The sequence below is a fragment of the Mycolicibacterium pallens genome, from assembly GCF_019456675.1.
Taxonomy (GTDB): domain Bacteria; phylum Actinomycetota; class Actinomycetes; order Mycobacteriales; family Mycobacteriaceae; genus Mycobacterium; species Mycobacterium crocinum.
Genome location: NZ_CP080333.1, coordinates 5287484 through 5302967, shown reverse-complemented (window position 1 = coordinate 5302967; position 15484 = coordinate 5287484). Strand labels below are relative to the sequence as shown.

The 15484-nt window shown below is 65.1% G+C and carries 15 protein-coding genes; 9 read left to right on the top strand and 6 right to left on the bottom strand.

Annotation, left to right across the window (positions count from 1 at the left end; genetic code table 11):
- The first annotated feature begins 2 nt into the window (after positions 1-2).
- The 3 genes from K0O64_RS25855 to K0O64_RS25845 are packed head-to-tail and all read left to right on the top strand — an operon-like array spanning position 3 to position 4096.
- The gene (locus tag K0O64_RS25855) at positions 3-920 is read left to right on the top strand and encodes an acetaldehyde dehydrogenase (acetylating) (RefSeq protein ID WP_071948993.1); all 918 of its coding nucleotides are present in this window, start codon (positions 3-5) and stop codon (positions 918-920) included.
- Positions 917-1975 (top strand): 4-hydroxy-2-oxovalerate aldolase, encoded by a 1059-nt coding sequence (gene dmpG / locus K0O64_RS25850; protein ID WP_096312373.1) that lies wholly within the window; start codon positions 917-919, stop codon positions 1973-1975. The genes K0O64_RS25855 and dmpG overlap by 4 nt, the downstream gene beginning before the upstream one ends.
- Before the next feature lie 30 nt (positions 1976-2005).
- Entirely contained in the window at positions 2006-4096 is a 2091-nt protein-coding gene (locus K0O64_RS25845; RefSeq protein WP_096312372.1) for a RecQ family ATP-dependent DNA helicase, read from the top strand.
- On the opposite strand, the gene K0O64_RS25840 is transcribed toward K0O64_RS25845, so the two are convergent.
- Positions 4093-6648, bottom strand: a complete 2556-nt coding sequence (locus tag K0O64_RS25840; RefSeq protein WP_096312371.1) for a PQQ-dependent sugar dehydrogenase — start codon at positions 6646-6648, stop codon at positions 4093-4095. The two genes, K0O64_RS25845 and K0O64_RS25840, sit on opposite strands and share 4 nt — an antisense overlap.
- A gap of 195 nt (positions 6649-6843) precedes the next feature.
- On the opposite strand from K0O64_RS25840, the gene K0O64_RS25835 reads away from it, so the two are divergent.
- Positions 6844-7248: a hemophore-related protein gene (locus K0O64_RS25835; RefSeq protein ID WP_071948995.1), complete on the top strand. Its 405-nt coding sequence runs from the start codon at positions 6844-6846 to the stop codon at positions 7246-7248.
- On the opposite strand, the gene K0O64_RS25830 is transcribed toward K0O64_RS25835, so the two are convergent.
- Complete coding sequence (locus K0O64_RS25830) at positions 7249-8157, bottom strand: IclR family transcriptional regulator (RefSeq protein WP_071948996.1); 909 nt, start codon at positions 8155-8157, stop codon at positions 7249-7251.
- A 124-nt stretch (positions 8158-8281) separates the two neighbouring features.
- Here K0O64_RS25830 and K0O64_RS25825 point away from each other — a divergent pair, with 124 nt between their 5' ends.
- The 3 genes from K0O64_RS25825 to K0O64_RS25815 are packed head-to-tail and all read left to right on the top strand — an operon-like array spanning position 8282 to position 11334.
- Complete coding sequence (locus K0O64_RS25825) at positions 8282-9409, top strand: hypothetical protein (protein ID WP_071948997.1); 1128 nt, start codon at positions 8282-8284, stop codon at positions 9407-9409.
- Positions 9410-9412: 3 nt separating this feature from the next.
- Positions 9413-10195: an SDR family oxidoreductase gene (locus K0O64_RS25820; protein WP_096312370.1), complete on the top strand. Its 783-nt coding sequence runs from the start codon at positions 9413-9415 to the stop codon at positions 10193-10195.
- On the top strand, positions 10195-11334 hold the full coding sequence (locus tag K0O64_RS25815; protein ID WP_096312369.1) for a sulfotransferase family protein: 1140 nt from the start codon (positions 10195-10197) through the stop codon (positions 11332-11334). The genes K0O64_RS25820 and K0O64_RS25815 overlap by 1 nt, the downstream gene beginning before the upstream one ends.
- 77 nt (positions 11335-11411) lie before the next feature.
- Here K0O64_RS25815 and K0O64_RS25810 read toward each other — a convergent pair whose 3' ends face one another.
- Entirely contained in the window at positions 11412-11873 is a 462-nt protein-coding gene (locus K0O64_RS25810; protein WP_096312368.1) for a hypothetical protein, read from the bottom strand.
- Positions 11874-11875: 2 nt separating this feature from the next.
- Positions 11876-13018: a 3-ketosteroid-9-alpha-monooxygenase, oxygenase component gene (locus tag K0O64_RS25805; protein ID WP_071949001.1), complete on the bottom strand. Its 1143-nt coding sequence runs from the start codon at positions 13016-13018 to the stop codon at positions 11876-11878.
- A 119-nt stretch (positions 13019-13137) separates the two neighbouring features.
- Here K0O64_RS25805 and K0O64_RS25800 point away from each other — a divergent pair, with 119 nt between their 5' ends.
- Both K0O64_RS25800 and K0O64_RS25795 read left to right on the top strand, forming a co-directional pair.
- Entirely contained in the window at positions 13138-13662 is a 525-nt protein-coding gene (locus K0O64_RS25800) for a gamma carbonic anhydrase family protein (RefSeq protein WP_096312367.1), read from the top strand.
- A 251-nt stretch (positions 13663-13913) separates the two neighbouring features.
- Positions 13914-14183, top strand: coding sequence for a DUF2510 domain-containing protein (locus K0O64_RS25795; RefSeq protein ID WP_071949003.1), 270 nt, complete (start codon positions 13914-13916; stop codon positions 14181-14183).
- Between the two features lie 20 nt (positions 14184-14203).
- On the opposite strand, the gene K0O64_RS25790 is transcribed toward K0O64_RS25795, so the two are convergent.
- Together K0O64_RS25790 and K0O64_RS25785 are read right to left on the bottom strand one after the other, a co-directional pair.
- On the bottom strand, positions 14204-14605 hold the full coding sequence (locus K0O64_RS25790) for a nuclear transport factor 2 family protein (protein WP_256385462.1): 402 nt from the start codon (positions 14603-14605) through the stop codon (positions 14204-14206).
- Entirely contained in the window at positions 14602-15483 is an 882-nt protein-coding gene (locus K0O64_RS25785) for a TIGR03619 family F420-dependent LLM class oxidoreductase (RefSeq protein ID WP_096313027.1), read from the bottom strand. The genes K0O64_RS25790 and K0O64_RS25785 overlap by 4 nt, the downstream gene beginning before the upstream one ends.
- Position 15484 lies beyond the last annotated feature (1 nt).

Below are 15484 nucleotides of genomic sequence, written 5' to 3'. Positions count from 1 at the left end.
ACATGCCCCAGAAGAGTTCTGTCGCCATTGTCGGGTCGGGCAACATCAGCACCGACCTGTTGTACAAGCTCCTTCGTTCGGAGTGGCTCGAGCCGCGCTGGATGATCGGCATCGATCCGGAGAGTGAAGGCCTGGCGCGCGCACGCAAGCTCGGGCTGGAGACCAGCCATGAGGGTGTGGACTGGCTGCTGGCGCAGTCGGAGAAGCCGGACCTGGTCTTCGAAGCCACCAGCGCCTACGTGCACCGGGCCGCGGCTCCGCGCTACGAGGAAGCCGGCATCCGTGCGATCGACCTGACCCCGGCCGCGGTCGGCCCGGGCGTGATCCCGCCGGCCAACCTGCGTGCACACCTCGATGCCCCGAACGTCAACATGGTGACCTGCGGTGGCCAGGCCACCATCCCGATGGTCTACGCGGTGAGCCGCGTGGTCGACGTGCCCTACGCCGAGATCGTGGCGTCGGTGTCGTCGGCATCGGCCGGTCCGGGCACCCGGGCCAATATCGACGAGTTCACCAAGACGACCAGCGCGGGCGTCGAGGTCATCGGCGGCGCCAAGCGCGGCAAGGCCATCATCATTCTCAATCCGGCTGATCCGCCAATGATCATGCGCGACACCATCTTCTGCGCGATCCCCGAGGACGCCGACCACGACGCGATCACTCAGTCGATCAAGGACGTCGTCGCCGAGGTGCAGACCTACGTGCCGGGCTACCGCCTGCTCAACGAGCCGCAGTTCGACGAGCCGACGGTGTACAACGGCGGCAACCACCTCGTCACCACGTTCGTGGAAGTCGAGGGTGCGGGCGACTATCTGCCGCCGTACGCGGGCAATCTGGACATCATGACCGCCGCGGCCACCAAGGTCGGAGAGGAAATCGCGAAGGAACGTGCCTCCGCAGGAACAGGAGCGCAAGCATGACTGGCATCGACGACATCTACTTCAACCCCATGTGGGACGTCCGGATGACGGACACCTCGCTGCGGGACGGGTCGCATCACAAGCGGCACCAGTTCACCAAGGAGGAGGTCGGCGCCATCGTCGCCGCCCTCGACACCGCGGGTGTGCCGGTCATCGAGGTGACCCACGGCGACGGGCTGGGCGGCTCGAGCTTCAACTACGGGTTCTCCAAAACTCCCGAGCAGGAGCTGATCAAGCTGGCCGCCGAGACGGCCAAGGAATCCAAGATCGCCTTCCTGATGCTGCCCGGTGTGGGCACCAAGGAAGACATCAAGGAAGCCCAGAACAACGGTGGCTCGATCTGCCGGATCGCCACCCACTGCACCGAGGCCGACGTCTCGATCCAGCACTTCGGGCTGGCTCGCGAACTCGGCCTGGAGACCGTCGGCTTCCTGATGATGAGCCACACGATCAGCCCGGAGAAGCTGGCCGCCCAAGCTCGCATCATGGCCGACGCCGGCTGCCAGTGCGTCTACGTCGTCGACTCTGCCGGTGCGCTGGTGCTCGAAGGCGTGGCCGACCGGGTCAGCGCTTTGGTAGCCGAACTCGGTGACGACGCGCAGGTGGGCTTCCATGGCCACGAGAACCTGGGCCTGGGGGTGGCCAACTCGATCGAGGCGGTCCGCGCGGGCGCCAAGCAGATCGACGGATCATGCCGCCGGTTCGGCGCCGGTGCCGGCAACGCACCGGTCGAGGCGCTGATCGGCGTGTTCGACAAGATCGGCGTCAAGACCGGCATCGACTTCTTCGACATCGCCGACGCCGCCGAGGAAGTCGTCGCACCGGCCATGCCGGCCGAGTGCCTGCTGGACCGCAACGCGCTGATCATGGGCTACTCCGGGGTGTACTCGAGCTTCCTCAAGCACGCCATCCGCCAGTCCGAGCGCTACGGCGTGCCGGCGCATCAGCTGCTGCACCGGGCCGGCCAGCGCAAGCTGATCGGCGGCCAGGAGGACCAGCTGATCGACATCGCGCTGGAGATCCAGCGGGAGCAGGCGGCCGCGGCCTCGTCGTAGCTTGTCGTCGTCTCCGGGCACGATGGGTGCATGACCGCGACCCGAGCTGACGCACAAAAAATCCTCGAGCAGCTCGCCGGCCCGCACGCGGTGCTGCGCGATGACCAGTGGACGGCCATCGAAGCGTTGGTGGTCCACCGGCGGCGGGCCCTGGTCGTGCAACGCACCGGCTGGGGTAAGTCTGCCGTCTACTTCCTCGCCGCCAAGCTGCTGCGTGAGCAGGGCCGTGGGCCGACGGTGATCGTCTCACCGCTGCTGGCGCTGATGCGCAACCAGGTCGGCGCCGCGGGGCGCGCGGGCGTGCGTGCGGCAACCATCAACTCCGGCAACGTCACCGAGTGGGAGGATATTCATCGCCAGGTCGCCGCCGGTGACCTCGATGTGCTACTGGTGAGCCCGGAGCGGTTGAACAATCCGGATTTTCGCGTCCAGGTGCTGCCGTCGTTGGCGGCCGACGCCGGTCTGGTGGTGGTGGACGAAGCGCACTGCGTCTCCGACTGGGGACACGACTTTCGGCCGGACTACCGCCGCATCCGAACGTTGATTGCCGAATTGGGTTCAGGCATACCGGTGCTGGCCACGACGGCGACCGCCAACGACCGGGTGGTCGCCGACGTGGCGGCTCAACTCGGCGTCGGTGGGGGCGACACGGTGGTGCTGCGGGGCGGCTTGGACCGCGAATCCCTTCACCTGTCGGTCGTGAAGGTACCCACGGCTGCCGGACGTGTGGCCTGGATTGCGGCACAGCTCAATTCGCTCGAAGGCTCGGGCATTATCTACACCCTGACCGTCGCCGCCGCACGCGATCTGGCGGCGGTCCTGAGGGAACAGGGTCATCAGGTTGACGCCTACACCGGGGCATCGGACCCCGCCGAGCGGGAGCAGATGGAGGTCGATCTCCTCGAGAACCGGGTCAAGGCCCTGGTGGCCACCTCCGCACTTGGGATGGGATTCGACAAACCCGATCTGGGCTTCGTGATTCACCTCGGGGCGCCGCAGTCACCGATTGCGTACTACCAGCAGGCCGGACGTGCCGGCCGAGCCACCGCCCGCGCCGAGGTGATCCTGCTCCCGGGGCAGGAGGACGCCGAGATATGGAGTTACTTCTCCTCGGTGGCATTCCCGCCGGAAGCATTGGTGCGCAAAGTGATCGGCGCTTTGGATCCGGAGCGACCGCTGTCGACGCCCGCGCTGGAACCGCTCGTCGACCTCGGGCGTACTCGACTTGAAATGGTGCTCAAGGTGCTCGATGTCGACGGTGCGGTGCAGCGGGTGAAGGGCGGTTGGATCAGTACCGGCCAGCAGTGGACGTATGACGACGAACGCTATCGCACTCTGGACGCCGCTCGACGCCGCGAACAGCAAGCCATGCTCGACTACCAAAACTCGGCGAGTTGCCGAATGGCTTTTCTCCGTGCGCAACTCGACGATCCAGAACTGGCAGCGCAGGACCGGTGCGGGCGGTGCGACAACTGTGCCGGATCCCGGTTCTCCGCCAACGTCGACGAGCGGGCGCTTGACGCGGCCAGCGACCGGCTACGGCAGTGCGGCGTCGAGCTGGCACCACGGCGGATCTGGCCGACCGGTATGGCCAAGCTGGGGGTCGACGTGAGCGGGCGTATCGACGACGGGCCACTCGAAGGCCGCGCGATCGGGCGGCTCACGGATCTGGGTTGGGGTCCCCTGCTGCGCCGGCTGCTCGATGCGCCGGATGGTCCGGTACCCGACGAGTTCGTTCGCGCCGCCATCGCCGTGCTGGTGGACTGGCGGTGGGAAACGCGGCCGGACGCGGTCATGGGGCTCGACTCGTCGACGCATCCGATCCTGATCCGGTCCGTCGTCGATCGCCTCGGACAGGTGGGTCGGCTGACCAACGCGGGAACGCTCCACTACCGTCCGACCCGACGGCCGGTGACGGCTGTGAACTCGGCCTACCGGGTCGCGGCGCTCCACGACGCGTGGCAGGAGCCTGATCTGGCTGGCCTGCAGCAACCTCCGCAAACGGTGCTTCTGGTTGACGACTTCACCGACACCGGCTGGACCTTGACCACCGCGGCGCGCTGTCTGCGTCGGGCGGGAGTGTCGCAGGTATTGCCGCTCTCGCTCGCGGCGGTGAGTTAAAGGCTGCTCGGCGTCTTGTCGAAGTACACCGTGTAGGCGGTGTCGCTACCCGGTGTCGAGATCACGTGCTGCTGAGCGAGCCCGTCCGACCAGTGGTTGAACACGAGCTGCCCGTCGGGGACGGTCTGGGGTGATCCGGCGTCCAGGTGGCGAACCACCCCGACCACGGCCTGCTGGCTGAAGGTGCCGGTGTGGGGGATGCCGTCGACTGTGTAGACCGCATTCGGGTCGTTGCTGCCGAAGGTCAGCGTGACGAGATTCGGCTTGATGTTCACCGACTTGGTCGTCGATAGTCCGCTGCTGTCGGTGACGGTGAGGCTGATCTCGTACCAGGTGGTGGCCACGTTGTGTTCGTTGGTGGCAAGCGATACGGTGCCGCTCGGTCCGACGATGCTGTCCGCGTACGGGTGGATGTGATCGGCGTGGTGGAAGATCACCCGCCAGTTGTAGGCGCTGTCGGGCAAGGTGCCGTCTTCGGCGTCGGTGGCGGTAGCGCTGAAGCTGATGACGTCGCCGGCGTTGTAGTGCGAGTCGTTGATCGGCGTCAGGATCTGCACATCCGGTGGTGTGCTGCCGACGACGATCTTCTGGCTGGCGGTGTTGGTGCGCTCCCCGTCGCTCACGGTGAGGGTGACGGTGTAGCTGCCGTTCGTGTTGTAGGTGCGCACGGGGTTAGCGGCGACCGAGGTGCCCCCGTCACCGAAGTCCCAGCTGTATGTCAACGTCGTGCCCGGATCGGGGTCGCTGGAGCCGGCCGAGGAGAACTGCACGGCCAGCGGCGAGTAGCCACTGGTCGGTGTCGCCGTCAAAACAGCTGTGGGCGCACGGTTTCCACCGGAGGCCGCGATCCGGTACAGCTCGCCCGGGTAGATGTTGAGCTGATACAGATTGCCGTCCGGACCCTGCTGCATCTGCACTGTCGTGCCGGCGTCGGTGTCGAGTAGCTGCTCGTTGACGACGTTGGTGTAGGTGGAGTCGAAGGTCAGCACCTTGAGCCAGTGCAGGGTGTAGTCGGCCACGAAGACCTTGCCCTGATACTCGGCCGGCAACGCGGTGCCGGTGTAGACCATCACCGAGGTGATCGACCCGGCGCGTCCCGGCGGTGGGGTGTGCGGGTACGCGTAGACCGGATTGTCGTATTGGCAACTGGCGCAGGGACCTTCCTGCACCGGCCAGCCGTAGTTGCCACCCGCGACGACGTTGTTGATCTCCTCCCACGACTCGTCACCGACGTCACCCACCAGCAATTGACCGGTGGGGGTGAACGTCATCCGGAAGGGGTTGCGCATGCCGAGGGCGTAGATTTCCTGGCGCGCGCCGGGGGTGTTGTAGAACGGGTTGTCCTGCGGGATGGAACCATCCGGATTGATCCGAAGGATCTTGCCGAAGATGTTGGACAAGTTCTGGCCGTTGGTGTTCAGGCTGTCGTCGCCCATGGCGAAGTAGATCTTGCCGTCGGGGCCGAACAGCATGGTATTGCCCTGGTGCATCGACCCAGATTGGATCGAATCGATGAGCACCACTTCCGATTTCGGGTCGACGGTGTCGTTGACCATCGTGAACCGCGACAGCCTCGCGTGTGAATCAGTCGAATTGTAGGTCGTGTAGAAGTACCCGTTGGTCGCGAAGTTCGGGTCGAGTTCGAACGCGTCCGACGGTGGGATCGTAGCGATCTTGACCGCTGTGGCGCCTTCGGTGTTGGGGGCGATCAGCAGCGACCCGTCCCGCTGCAGAATCAGGATGTGACCGTCGGGCAGGAACCGGAAATCGGTCGGCTGGTCCAGTCCGGAGACGATGGACGTGCGGTCCAGGTCGGCCGGAAGCGGCTGCGTTTGAACGGGGTTGGCGCACCGGATCAGGTCTTGAGCCGCGAACGTGAACCGGTCCAGGGCGAGCTTCATCTGCTCGTTGACGATCTGGACGGCATGGGCGACCGGCGGGAGAGCCAGGATCTGGTTGACACTGCGACGCGCGAATTCCGCCACGGCGGCCAAGATCGGATTGTTGATGGGCGGCAGTGCGGGACCGCCGCCGCTACCTTCACCGCCGACCACGTTGCCGATGGACTCGATAACCTTCATGACGAGCTTGCAGGCGCAAACCTTCAGCGGCTGAAGCAGATCCGCCAGGGGATTGCCCGGCGTCGGCGTCGTCGGTGTGGGCTTGCCGGTGTGACCGGTGTCGTTGAGATCAGGCCCGAAGATCAGGGACGCGGCGCTCGGCGTTCCGGGATCTGCGGTGGCCGTCGGCGTCGTGGTGGACGCCGAGCCGCGGGGAGCGGTTGCGGCCGAGTTGGTTTGGCTGCTGCGGAGCCGTGGTGGCACGACACCCGCCGCCGCATGCCCTCGCGCGCGGCGGGCAGGCCCGGCATCCCCAGATCGCGCGGTGCGTGCGCTGTGGCCGGTACTGCTGTCAGCCTTCGCCGATGAGCTCGACGCGGGATCGTCGGCCCACGCGGTCGGTGGGGCGTAACCCAGGCCGACGCCGATTCCCAGGGCCACCGCCAGGGTGCCTACCCGGCCGACATATCGTCCGTACCCGTGTGATCCCATACGACTGCCCCCCAGGCGTTGTTCTCCCGGGGGAATCGTCAGTTGCAGGTGACGGGACGAAAGCAGTAGTGCACTACTGCATTTTCTTCAGCTCGCGCAGCAGGACTACTGAGGTAACACCTGACGCCCCATGCGCGACGTTCCAGTCAGTGGCTGCGCAGCCGTACCGCTGTGCGCCGTGAAGGGAGAAACGCAATGTTGGTCCGTCGTGCCGTTCTCGCAGTGCTGGCCACAGCCGCTGCAAGTGCCGTCGTGTCGATTCCGTCCGCCGTCGCCGACCCCACGCCCGAGCCGACGCCTGCGCCCGCCCCTGCGGCCACATCCGATTGCTCGGCCGCGGGCCTGTCGGCCACGATCAGCTCGGTGACCAAGAACCTCTCCGACTACTTCGCCGTGCATCCCGATGCGAACCAGGCGCTGATCGATGCCACCCGGCAGTCGGCGTTCAGCGCGATCGGCGCGTTCAACACCTACTTCAACGACCATCCGGACCAGGCCAACGACATCCGGGCCATCAAGGCGCCGCTGAACGCCTTCCAGGAGCGCTGCGGCCTGCAGGTTGAGCCCGCCGAGGCGCTCGTCGTCATCGGCGAGCTCTAGTCACCACTGCGGCTTGGTGCCGCCGAGCTGCGCGGTGAGCGCATCAGCGGTGGCTACCAAACCCTTTGCGTGCTTGACGATTTCGGAGTCGGTGAGCGCGCGCCCGATTTGAAGCGACACCACCATCGCCTGCCGGTGGTGATGGTCGTAGACCGGAGCGGAGATGACGCTGACGTCGTGGCGCTGGCGTGATCCCGGCCCCTCGGACTCGCTGCGCAGGTACACCCGCTCACCGATGTCGGAGATCAATTCGCCTAACAGCGCCCGCAATTCATCGGGCATCGTGGCGGACATGCCCGCCATGAGCGCGTAGAGCCGGCGGCCGCCAGGGGTGAGTTGCTCGACGAGATATCCGGCGGTCCGGCATTCGGCGATCACCCGGTCGAGCCGCTCAGTGGCCGTCCGCAGCGGGATGGTCGGTGTGCGGCCCAGCCAGCCGCGTAGCGCTTCGTCGTCCCACAGCACGAACATCAGACCCACCGGTGGGGCGAAGGGATAGCTCTGCCCCACCCGTACCCCGACGTCGGAGCCGGGTGGACCAACCAATTCCAGCAGCGTGATCCGGTCGTCGACGACTCCGGCCAGCGCCGCGGTGGTATCGAAGGTCTTCGACAGCCGGGTGAGTTCGGCGCGGGCAGCCGGATTGACCCGCAGGGACTCCTGGGCCAGATGACCCAGGGTGATCAGGCTGGGCCCCAGCCGGTAGGTCTTGTCGGCCGCGTCGCGGACGAGGTAGCCCGACTGGGTCAGGGTCGTCACGATGCCCAGGCAGGTCGGCTTGGCCAGGTCCAATCTGCGGGCCAGCTCGGACAGGCCGAACCTGTCCTGCGGGTGCTTGGCCAGGAAATCCAGGATCGCGACGACGCGTTGCGTGGGAGGCGACGACCGAGAGACGGAACCGTCCGACATTGCAAAATCCTACCTCTGCGTTCCATATACGGACCGCCTACTTGGTTGACGGAGATTAGAACGCGTTCTAGTCTCAGTCCCAACAACGTACCAGTGCGGTCCAATTTTGAAACGCGAGGCGGTTATGTACACACAGCCCTTGTTGGACGCCATTGCCGAATCCGAGCGTCTGGTCAAAGAGGCTTCGTTCATCGAGAGCGAGGCGGATCTGCTGGAGGGTCTGCAGTATCTGGCGGGCTGCGTGGCGGCCTGCACGCATGTGGCCTTCGACTACGACCGCGACCATCCGTTCCTGCATTCGGGTACCGGTCCCTTCACCAAGATGGGCCTGGACAACCCCGACACGATGTACTTCGGCACCCGGGTGGTGGCCGGCCACGAGTATGTGGTCACCGGTAAGCGGGGGACCACCACCGACGTCAGCTTCCAGCTCCTCGGCGGCGAGTACACCGACGAGGTGGTCCCCGACAGCGAGACCGCGTTCGACGACCGCAGGCTCGACATCGCGACCGACGGCACATTCGAGTGGCGATTCACCCCGGACACCAACGCGCAGCTGGTGATTCGCGAGGTGTACAACGACTGGTCAGCTCAGCGGGGGAGCTTCGCGATCGCACGCACCGACACCGCCGGCACCGCACCGCCGCCGCTGACCAAGGAATTGATCGAAAGACGTTGGGCGACAGCGGGTAAGCAGCTGGTGCAGCGCGTGAAGACCTGGCTGCAGTTCCCGAAGTGGTTCTACGACTCCCTGCCCGTCAACACGCTGACGGCGCCGCGCCTCACCCCGGGTGGGCTGGCCACGCAGTACTCCTCGGTGGGGCATTACGACATCACGTCCGATCAGGCGATCGTCATCACGCTGCCGGTCACTGACGCCCCGTACCTCGGATTCCAGCTGGGCAGCCTCTGGTACATCTCGCTCGACTACATCAACCACCAGACCTCGCTCAACGGCACTCAGGCGCAGGCCGATCCCGATGGCAAGATCCGCATCGTCGTCGCCGACAAGAACCCGGGCGTGACGAACTGGGTCGAGACGCTCGGGCATGCCAAGGGCTATCTGCAGTTCCGCTGGCAGCGAGTTTCGCGCGAGCTGACTGAGGCCGACGGCCCCACCATGGAGATCGTCGATCTCGACGCGGTGGCGGTCAAGCTGCCCTACTACGAGCAGAACAAGATCTCCGAAGACGATTGGCGGGAGCGGATCGCTCTGCGTCAGAAACTCATTGGCAACAGGATGGTGGGATAACACATGGCCGGTCTGCTGGCGAACAAGGTCGTCGTGATCAGTGGCGTCGGTCCGGCACTGGGCACGACGCTGGCGCGACGATGTGCCGAGGAAGGCTCCGATCTGGTGTTGGCCGCTCGGACCGTCGAGCGCCTCGAGGACGTGGCCAAGCAGGTCACCGACCTCGGCCGGCGCGCGCTGTCGGTGGGCACCGACATCACCGACGAGGCCCAGGTCGACAACCTCGTCAAGGAGACCCTGGACGCGTACGGCAAGGTCGACGTGTTGATCAACAATGCGTTCAAGGTGCCGTCGATGAAGCCCTTCGCCAACACCAGCTTCGACCACATCCGCGAGACGGTGGAGCTCACGGTGCTCGGCGCGCTGCGGCTGATCCAGGGCTTCACCCCGGCATTGGTCGAGGCCAAAGGGTCGGTGGTGAACGTCAACTCGATGGTGCTGCGGCATTCCGATCCCAAGCAGGGTGCCTACAAGCTGGCCAAGGCGGCGCTGCTGTCGATGTCGCAGTCGTTGGCCAGTGAACTCGGGCCGCAGGGCATTCGCGTGAATTCCGTTCTGCCGGGCTATATCTGGGGCGGTACCCTGCAGGGCTACTTCGAGCACCAGGCCGGCAAGTACGGCACGACCGTCGACGAGATCTACAAGGCCGCCGCGGTCAACAGCGATCTCAAGCGGCTGCCCACCGAGGACGAGGTGGCCTCGGCCATCCTGTTCATGGCCAGCGATCTCTCCAGCGGGATCACCGGCCAGACCCTGGACGTGAACTGCGGGGAGTATCACAACTGATGAGCTCAGATTTCCTTACCGTCGAGAGCCTGAAGGCCTCGGCCATCAAAGCCTGCGGCATGGATGACTTCGGCGTCGACGATGACAACTACGAAGAAGCGCTGAGCGTGCTGCTCGAGTCGTTCCGCAACGACGCGGACCTGACCGAGCTCGGCAGCAAGATGCACCGCTTCTTCGTGCGAAATGCGTTGGTGGCCAGGCTGGTTTCCGAAGCGGCCTTCAAGCAGTATCCGCAGCACGTCGATGTCCCGATCGAACGACCGATCTTCGTCACCGGCCTGCCCCGCACCGGCACCACCGCGATCCACCGGCTGTTGACCGCTGACCCGCGGCACCAGGGTTTGGAGCTGTGGCTCGCGGAGTTCCCCCAACCCCGGCCGCCGCGGGAATCCTGGAAGGACAATCCGGTCTTCCAGCAGATCGACGCGCAGTTCGCGAAAGCCCATGCAGAGAACACGGATTACACCGGGTTGCACTACATGACCGCCGACGAAGTGGAGGAGTGCTGGCAGCTGCTGCGGCAGTCACTGCACTCGGTGTCCTACGAGACGCTTGCGCACGTACCGACATATGCGCAGTGGCTCGCTCGCCAGGACTGGACGAAGTCATACGCACGCCACCGCAAGAATCTACAGCTGATCGGGCTCAACGACGCCGAGAAGCGCTGGGTGCTCAAGAATCCCAGCCACCTGTTCGCACTCGACGCGGTGTTCGCCGTCTATCCGGACGCGTTGATCGTGCAGTGCCACCGGCCGGCCGAGACCATTATGGCGTCGATGTGCTCGTTGGCTCAGCACACGACCGAGGGCTGGTCGAAGACCTTCACCGGCGATGTCATCGGCGCCGACTCGCTGGAGACCTGGTCGCGCGGGTTGGAGTTGTTCAATGCCGAACGCGCCAAGCAGAATCCGGCGCAGTTCTTCGATCTCGATTACTTCGAGCTCATCCGCGAACCGATACGTACCGTGGAGAAGATCTACGACGCGTTCGGAATCGAGATGACCGACGATGCGCGGGCGGCGATCCAGCGCACCGACGAGGAGAGCAAGCAGGGTCCGCGAGCACCCAAGCACACGTACTCGCTGGCCGACTACGGGTTGACCGAGGAGCAGGTCAAGGAGCGCTTCAAGGGGCTCTAGTTGCCCCCGCGAGCAGACGTAAAGTCCCCGCACGCCCGGCGTGTCGGGGACTTTTACGTCTGCTCGCGTACAAAAACTCAGCCGTCGCCGGGGGCGGGTGCGCTGGAGTACTCCTCCAGACATCCTTCTGCCACAGCATGTCTGATGCTGTCCGACAGCTTGGGGCAGGACCGGGTGCGGGCGCTGCTGCCGCCCGCCTCCCGGATCTCGGCGAAATAGGCGCAGCGCTGCTGGGCTTCGCTGCTCCACTGCACGGCGGTATGGGCGGCGCCGAGCTTCTTGACCTTCACCGCGATGTGGCAGAACCGGCAGTCGATCTCCACCAGGCCGGACGACAGGTAACGCTCCCTGTCCCGGCGGGTCGCCTCCTGAACAGCGGCCAACCGTTGTGGATCCGCGGCGAAATTTGGTGCCTTCGACCACGATCCGGACGCATCGTCGCTGTGCTCGTGCTGCTCGTCGTGCTCGTGGACGCCAAGCAGCTCGAGCATCGACCGCGCCAGATCGTCGACGTCAGGCGGTGGATCCTCGGGGGTCATCGTCACACCTGGGTCGGCTGACCTTCGGCTTCGGCCTGCTTCTTGAGGTTCTCTTGGACCTCGACCTGCCACTTCTCGTTGGCGGGTGCGGTGTCCACCTCGAGCTCGAAGCGGTCGACCATGTCGGGCGTGATGTCGGCGACGTCGACGTAGAACTGCTGATACCAGCGGCGCATCTGGTAGACGGCACCGTCTTCCTCGACGAGCAGCGGGTTGTCGATGCGGGTCTTGTGTTTCCAGATCTCGACGTCCTGCAGGAAGCCCTTACTGACGCCGGTGACCATCGCGTCCGAGAGCTTGTCGCTCATGGAATCGTCCATGCCCTTGGGCTTTTCGACGATCACACCCCACTGCAGCATGAACGAGTCCTGCGTCACCGGGTAGTGGCAGTTGATCAGAATCGACTCGGCCTTGAAGCCACCGTAGTTGTTGTGCAGCCAGTTGATCATGAAGGACGGCCCGAAGTACGACGCCTCCGAGTCCAGGTGCGATTCGGTGTAGGCCGAGCCGCCGAGCGTGACGTCGGGGCGCCCGACGTTGTGCAGGTACTGCGAGGCGATGTGGCCCTCGAAGACGTTCTTGAAGTACGTCGGCAGGCCGAAGTGGATGTAGAAGAAGTGCGCCATGTCGGTGACGTTGTCGACGATCTCCCGGCAGTTGGAGCCCTCGATCAGCATCGAGTTCCACTTCCACTCGGTCCACTCACCGCTGGTGTACTCCGGGATCTCCGGAATGCGCACCTCGGGCTGCGGGGGATTGCCCTCGGCGTCGTGCCAGACGAACAGCAGCCCGCTGCGCACGTCGGTCTCCCAGGACCGGGTGCGGGCCAGCCGTGGGGTGCGCTTGGCGTAGGGCACCAGCTTGCACCGGCCGTCGCCGCCCCAGCGCCAGTCGTGGAACGGGCAGGCCAAGGCGTCGTCCTTGACGGTGCCCTGCGACAGGTCCCCGCCCAGGTGGCGGCAGTACGCGTCAAGAACGTGCACATCGCCGTGGGAATCGGCGAAGACCACCAGTTTGGTGCCGAACGCATTGATCGGGTGGGGCTTGCCGTCGGTGTAGTCCGTGACCGGGCCCAGGCAGTGCCAGCCCCGGGCGTACCGGTCCGGCAGGGTTCCGGTGTCGATCTCGCGAATGCCGCTTGTCACCTCGCGCCCCTCCAACTCGTAGGTTCTAACTAGAACACGTTACAGTTTTGACGTCTGATCGCGCAATGAGAGCTGAGCTACCTGCGGATTACCCACCTGAAGTGCGGTATATCTGAACGATGCCGATGTATTCGTTCGAGGGCCGATCACCCCGGGTGGATCCGACTGCCTTCGTCGCACCGACTGCCGTGCTCATCGGGGACGTCACCGTGGAGGCCGGCGCATCGGTCTGGTTCAACGCGGTACTGCGCGGCGACTACGCACCGATCGTGATCCGGCAGGGCGCCAACGTGCAGGACGGATCGGTATTGCATGCCCCGCCGGGCATCCCGGTCGATATCGGTCCGGGGGCCACGATCGCGCACATGTGCACCATCCATGGCGTGCACGTGGGTGCCGAGGCGTTGATCGCCAACCACTGCACCGTGCTCGACGGGGCGGTGATCGGCGCGCGCAGCATGGTCGCCGCGCATTCGCTAGTGGTCGGTGGCACACACATACCGGACGAGGTGCTGGTCACCGGAGCCCCGGCGAAGGTGAAGGGGCCGATCGCCGGCACCGGCGCCGAGGTCTGGGTGAACATCAATCCCAAGGCGTACCAAGATCTCGCGCAGCGGTATCTGACGGGTTTTGAAGAAATCTGACTCCGTCGTTATTTTCGCCGGCGCAGACGCGTTTGGCCCCTCAGGGGGTGGGGTATCTCCGCGTTAATTGAATTCATAGTGTGGCGCGTGGAGGGACGACAATGGCACTCACTATTTGCCCGGCGTGTGGTTATCCCACCATTGACGCGGTCATCTGCGCTGCTTGCTCGTTAGCTCCCGCAGCACCCGCGGAGTGGCGCGTTGTCTACGAAGACGCTCCCGCGTCCGCTGCCTAAGCGAAGGAGTTCACCATGTCCAATGTCGTCGGGTCGCTCAACTCGCTGATCTGGATCGTGTTCGTCATCGTGATCATCGCCGTGGTCGTATGGGCGGTTCGCTTCGCCTTGGCGCCGCGTGAGCGGCCGTATCGCGAGCGGACGGTTGTGCAGCAGCAGCCCGTTCGGCAGGAGCCGGTCGGCTCGGGAGGCTTGACGCCGGGCTGGTATCCGGACCAGAACGATCACCGCATGGTGCGCTACTACGACGGCCGGGTCTGGACGTCGGAAACGCGTCACGCCTAGTCAGCCAGGCGGGTAACGGCCTAGATCTTCTGCGCGCTCGCCGTGGCTTTGTCGAGCTCCCAATAAGCCCGTAGCGCAACGATTTTGCCGTCGTCGTTGACGCGATAGGTGAATACGCCCTCGGCGATCACCCGGTAACCGCTCGACTCGATCACGATGTGGCCGACGTTGGCTTCCTCGTTACCGCACTGGTAGGTCTTCTCGAAGTTGAATGTCAGCGTGCTCGGGGCTATCGCCATGTCGTAGAACTTCGCGATCGCATCCTTGCCGCGGTGGCCCTTGCCCTCGGGGTCGAAATGCGATGGGCCGATGGGGTCTTCGACGATCGCGTCATCGGCGAACACCGCCAGCCATGCCTCTTTGTCGCGAGCCATCGCCGCCTCGCGGGATCGCCGCCCCGCCTCGTGGGCCGGTGAACTCACTGCTCCTGCCAACCCGAGTGGATGTAGGTGTCGGCGAACCGCTTCATCGAGTCGATCTTCTTGTCCACCGGGGCATCGAACGGCAGGCCTTCGAACACCCACGGAATCCCGATGTAGTCGGTGACTCCCGCCGCGACCAAGTCGCGGTGACCATCGACACCGAACTTGTCGATGCAGACGGCTTGGTACTCGAATGGGTCGTCGGCGCGGCCGGCCTCGGCCAGCAGCTTCTTGAGCGTTGAGATCGTTTCGGCCAGCTCGTCGCAGGTCATCATCGCGCTGGTCCACCCGTCACCGATCCGCACGGCGCGTTTCAGCGCGACGTCGGTGTGGCCGCCGACGTAGAACGGAACGGGCTCGGACGGCGCCGGGCTCATCTGCAGCCGGTCGAAGTCGTAGAACTCGCCGTGGTGTTCGACCATCCCGCCGGCGAGGACCAGCTTGATGATGTCGATCATCTCGTCGACGCGCTTGCCGCGTTTGGCGAAGGGCACCCCGCACCACTCGAATTCCTCGGGCGCCCAGCCGATCCCGACACCGAAGCCGAACCGGTTGTTGGTCAGGTTCGCCACCGAACCGACCTGGCGGGCCAGCAGCAGCGGGTTGCGCGAGCCGAGCTTCATCACGTTGGTGTAGAAGCGCAGCTTCGAGGTCACCGCACCCAGCGCACCGGCCAGGATCAAGGGATCGACCCAGGGTGAGTTCTCGTCGAACATTCGCTTGCCGTCGGCCGTGTAGGGGTAGTCGACGGACTGCTTCTCGAAGTAGAAGATCGAATCCGGCAACGCGATGTTGTCGAAACCGAGTTCCTCTGCCGCCTTGGCGATCTCGATGAGCTGGTCGAGCGGGCTGAACGCGATGCTGACCGTGTACTGCATG